The sequence below is a fragment of the Streptomyces sp. IBSBF 2435 genome, from assembly GCF_036815005.1.
Lineage (GTDB): Bacteria > Actinomycetota > Actinomycetes > Streptomycetales > Streptomycetaceae > Actinacidiphila.
The window spans coordinates 1-3,390 of the sequence record NZ_JAJSYW010000333.1 but is presented as its reverse complement, the minus strand read 5'-3'; the positions used below and the strand labels follow the sequence as shown (position 1 = coordinate 3,390).

Sequence of the window (3,390 nt, the reverse complement as noted above, 5' to 3'; positions counted from 1 at the left end):
CCGCAACGCGGTGTGGGAGGGCGACCACAAGCACGTGCCTGTCGAGGTCGATGTGGAAGGTGAGCTGGCCACGCCGTGGGTGACCTGGTTCATCGCCTGCGCCACCAAGGCGATCACCGGAGTGGCGGTCACCGCGCACGCTCCGAGCCGGGATGCAGTGCTGGCGTGCTTGCGGATCGCGATCACCCGCAGCGCCCCGTTCGGTCCGGTGGGCGGGTTGCCCGGACAGATCCGAGTCGACCGCGGCAAGGAGTTCCTGTGCACGACGGTCACCGCAGCGATGGGCGCGCTCGCCGTTCCCGTGACCGACCTGCCCGCCTACACCCCTCACCCGAAGGGCACGATCGAGGCGCTGAACGACGCGGTCGAGGAGATGTTCCTCGTCTCGCTCCCCCGCTATACCGGCCGTCAGAAGCTCACCGGCGGCCGGCTCGCCGACCCCGACGCCCCTGCGCTGACGTACGAGGCGTTCGTGGGGCTGCTGCTGGACTGGGTGACCTGGTGGAACACCGTCCACCACCCGTCCGCGCTGAACGGGAAAACCCCTGTGGAGGCGTGGCAGGCCGACGCGGCACCGCTCACCGATGTGTCGGTCGGGCAGCTGGCGACGTTCGCTCTGGAAGATGACGGGCGCACGTACACGATCACCACCAGCGGGGGTGCGGTGGCGCCGCAGGGACTATCTCGCCCCGTGGATGAACGGCCGAACCGGCACCAAAGTCTCGGTACGGCACCTGCCCAACCACGACGACACCGTCGAAGTCTTCGACGCCGCCACCGGCCGCCACCTCGGCTCGGCGTTCCTGGCCGCCGCTGCGAGCCGGGAGCAGATCCGCTCCGTCCAGGCCGCTCGGACCTCAGCCGCCCGCCGGTTGAAAGCCGATCTGAAAGCCGCGGAGAAACTGCGCCGCCGGCGCTTCGAAGCCTCCACCACCGCCGCCCCGGCGCGGTCGCTCACCTCCCCGACCGCCGCGCAGGCCGAAGAAGAACTGGGCGCGGCGGCGCAGACAGACCGTCGCGCGCTGGCCCGCCCCGACTTGGTTCCGCACGGCCCCGCGCCCGAGACCTGGGCCCGCCCCAGGACGGCGCGCACCCCTACCCCTGATGAGGACCACCGCTGATGATCGCCGACCTCGACTACGGGCTGCTGCCCGACGAGAGCGAGGACCACTTCCTGGGCCTGGAGCAGGCGCAGTTGGTGGGCACCGACACTCTGCTGACCACCCGGGACAACATCGAGGCCGTCATCGAGGCCAAGGCCATGATGTGCGTCTACGGGCCGGCCGGATCCGGAAAGACGATGTCCGTCAACTCCGCGCTGCGCCACCTCGCCCCGGACATCACCCACCGCCTGGAACTGCGGGCCGGCCCCACCCCCAGGGACATCCGGCACGGCCTCTTCCAGGCACTGGGACTGCCCGGTGAACCGCCGGCCCGCCCGATCGAGTTCGACACCCTCCTCAAAGAGGCCCTCGCCGAGGAGTTCCGGGTCCTGGTCTGCGACGAGGCGCAGTGGATGAAGAAGACCGGGTTCGAGTTCTGGCGCCACCTGTGGGACGACAAACGCACCAACATCGCCGTGATCTTCGCCGGCGGCGACGGCTGCTACAAGGTCCTGCGCCGCGAGCCCATGCTGGCCTCCAGGATCTTTATCTGGCAGGAATTCACCCGCATGTCCAAAGACGAGGTACGGGCCACGATCCCCGCCTTCCACCCCGTCTGGGCCGACGTCGACACCGCGCTGATCGACGCGATCGACAAGCAAGCGGCCCACGGCAGCTTCCGTAACTGGGCCAACATCACCACCCACGTCCTCGCCGGCATGAAGAAACTCGACTTCGCCCACGTCGACGAAGACCTCGTCCGCTGGGTCTACAGCAAGATCGGCGGCATGTAGTGACCACCGGCGGCCTCCCGGCGGTCACCGTCCTCATCGACAAGGACGACCACCCCGACTGGACAGCCGCCGCACACACCGCGCACCACCCCGCCCTGGGTCGTCTGACCGTCGATCCCAGCCCCGCCAACGGAGCTCCCGCAGCCCTCGCCCACGACCTCCTCTACGCCCTGGGCAAACGACTCCCCCACGGCGGAGAAACCTACGGGACCTGGGCCGACTCCCAGCGCCCCGCCTGGGACGCCGTCGCCACCTGGATCCTCACCCACCACATCGCGCACCTCATCGTCTGCCGCACCGACCGCCTCACACCGGCCCGCTTCGGACAGCTGCTGACGCTGCGGGACCGGACCGCGATCCGCCTCACCCTGCTCTGGCACCGGCCGGTCACCCCTGCCCTGAGAACGCTCCTGGAAGAGACCCCGTACTTCTTCATCGACACCCTCCCCCAGGCCCGCACCGCCCTTGACCGGACACAACCCCCACCGGCCGACACCCCGAGCGCCGGACAGCAGCGGCCCATAGAACCAAACCCCCGCCAGGACGACGGCCAGTGGATCACCTTCCCCACACCGTCGGACGGCACAGCGGCAGACCGCCCGAAACGGGCCCCATGCCAGGGCGCCCCCGTACTCGCCCCGACAACGAGCGGCGCACCGTCCGCACGGCGGCAGAACTACACATCAGCAGACGCCCTCGCCGCCCGGCTGAACACGGTGGCACACCCCCTCCACGCGACAGCCATCACCATCCAGGCGGTCACCGGAGCCGGCATCGGCCAGCTCGCGCTCATCCGCGGCATCGACATCAACGACACAGCGACCGCCGTCAAAATCCACGACAGCACCGCCCACCGCCGATGCCAGATCCATCCACTCCCCCACTGGACACGACCCCTCATCCACGCGGCCGGCATCCACGGCCGGCTCCACGACCGCGCCCCGGACAGCCCGCTCCTCCCCCTCATCACCCTCCGACACGGCGAACAACTCCGCCTCACCGCAACAGGAATCCGCTACCACCTCAAACCCGCCCCATAGAAGACGACACCATCCACCCCGATTGTCCTTGGACAAGTGATCTTGCCCCGGGACCGCAGCAGGCCCAGCTGTGCCGGGGTGTCTACGACGGTTGAATGCTGGCGAACCGCCCCCTCGACGACGGGCACTTCACCGACAACAGGAGCGGCAGGAAACGTCCAACGGCTCCCTGGAGTCGGCACCAGGCCGCTACCGTCGGTACATGGAGTGGCTGAAACCGACTTTATGGGGAGCGTTCGGCGGCCTCGCGATCGAGGCGCTGGACTACATCACCGCCGTACGGAAACACCGCCGCCTGCCGTGGCAACGAGAGAAGGACACCGACCCCGGCCCGCTGGCCTACGGCATCACCAGCGTCCTGCGCATCACCATCGGCGCCGGCCTGGCCTGCGCGGCCGCCTGCACCGCCCCCATATCCCCCTGGTGGGCCCTCGGCCTCGGTGCGGCCACCCC

The 3,390-nt window shown here is 69.4% G+C and carries 6 protein-coding genes; 4 read left to right on the top strand and 2 right to left on the bottom strand.

The features are described from left to right. On the bottom strand, nt 1-273 hold a 273-nt coding region (locus V7E46_RS32995; RefSeq protein WP_333771845.1), incomplete at its 3' end, for a hypothetical protein. Between the two features lie 135 nt (nt 274-408). Next, on the bottom strand, nt 409-582 hold the full coding sequence (locus V7E46_RS32990) for a hypothetical protein (RefSeq protein ID WP_333771843.1): 174 nt from the start codon (nt 580-582) through the stop codon (nt 409-411). Nucleotides 583-584: 2 nt separating this feature from the next. On the opposite strand from V7E46_RS32990, the gene V7E46_RS32985 reads away from it, so the two are divergent. The 4 genes from V7E46_RS32985 to V7E46_RS32970 all read left to right on the top strand — a co-directional run. Continuing rightward, the gene (locus tag V7E46_RS32985) at nt 585-1,121 is read left to right on the top strand and encodes a Mu transposase C-terminal domain-containing protein (RefSeq protein ID WP_333771842.1); all 537 of its coding nucleotides are present in this window, start codon (nt 585-587) and stop codon (nt 1,119-1,121) included. Beyond that, complete coding sequence (locus tag V7E46_RS32980) at nt 1,121-1,897, top strand: ATP-binding protein (protein WP_333771841.1); 777 nt, start codon at nt 1,121-1,123, stop codon at nt 1,895-1,897. Before V7E46_RS32985 ends, V7E46_RS32980 begins: the two co-directional genes overlap by 1 nt. Next, complete coding sequence (locus V7E46_RS32975; RefSeq protein WP_333771840.1) at nt 1,897-2,937, top strand: hypothetical protein; 1,041 nt, start codon at nt 1,897-1,899, stop codon at nt 2,935-2,937. Before V7E46_RS32980 ends, V7E46_RS32975 begins: the two co-directional genes overlap by 1 nt. Before the next feature lie 202 nt (nt 2,938-3,139). After that, a partial coding sequence (locus tag V7E46_RS32970) for a hypothetical protein (protein WP_333771839.1) occupies nt 3,140-3,390 on the top strand: 251 nt, incomplete at its 3' end.

What these genes read in the sequence shown, in the direction of transcription:
- V7E46_RS32980 (WP_333771841.1), top strand. Translation starts at nt 1,121, where the DNA reads ATGATCGCCGACCTCGACTACGGGCTGCTGCCCGACGAGAGCGAGGAC.
- V7E46_RS32985 (WP_333771842.1), top strand. Translation starts at nt 585, where the DNA reads ATGTGTCGGTCGGGCAGCTGGCGACGTTCGCTCTGGAAGATGACGGGC.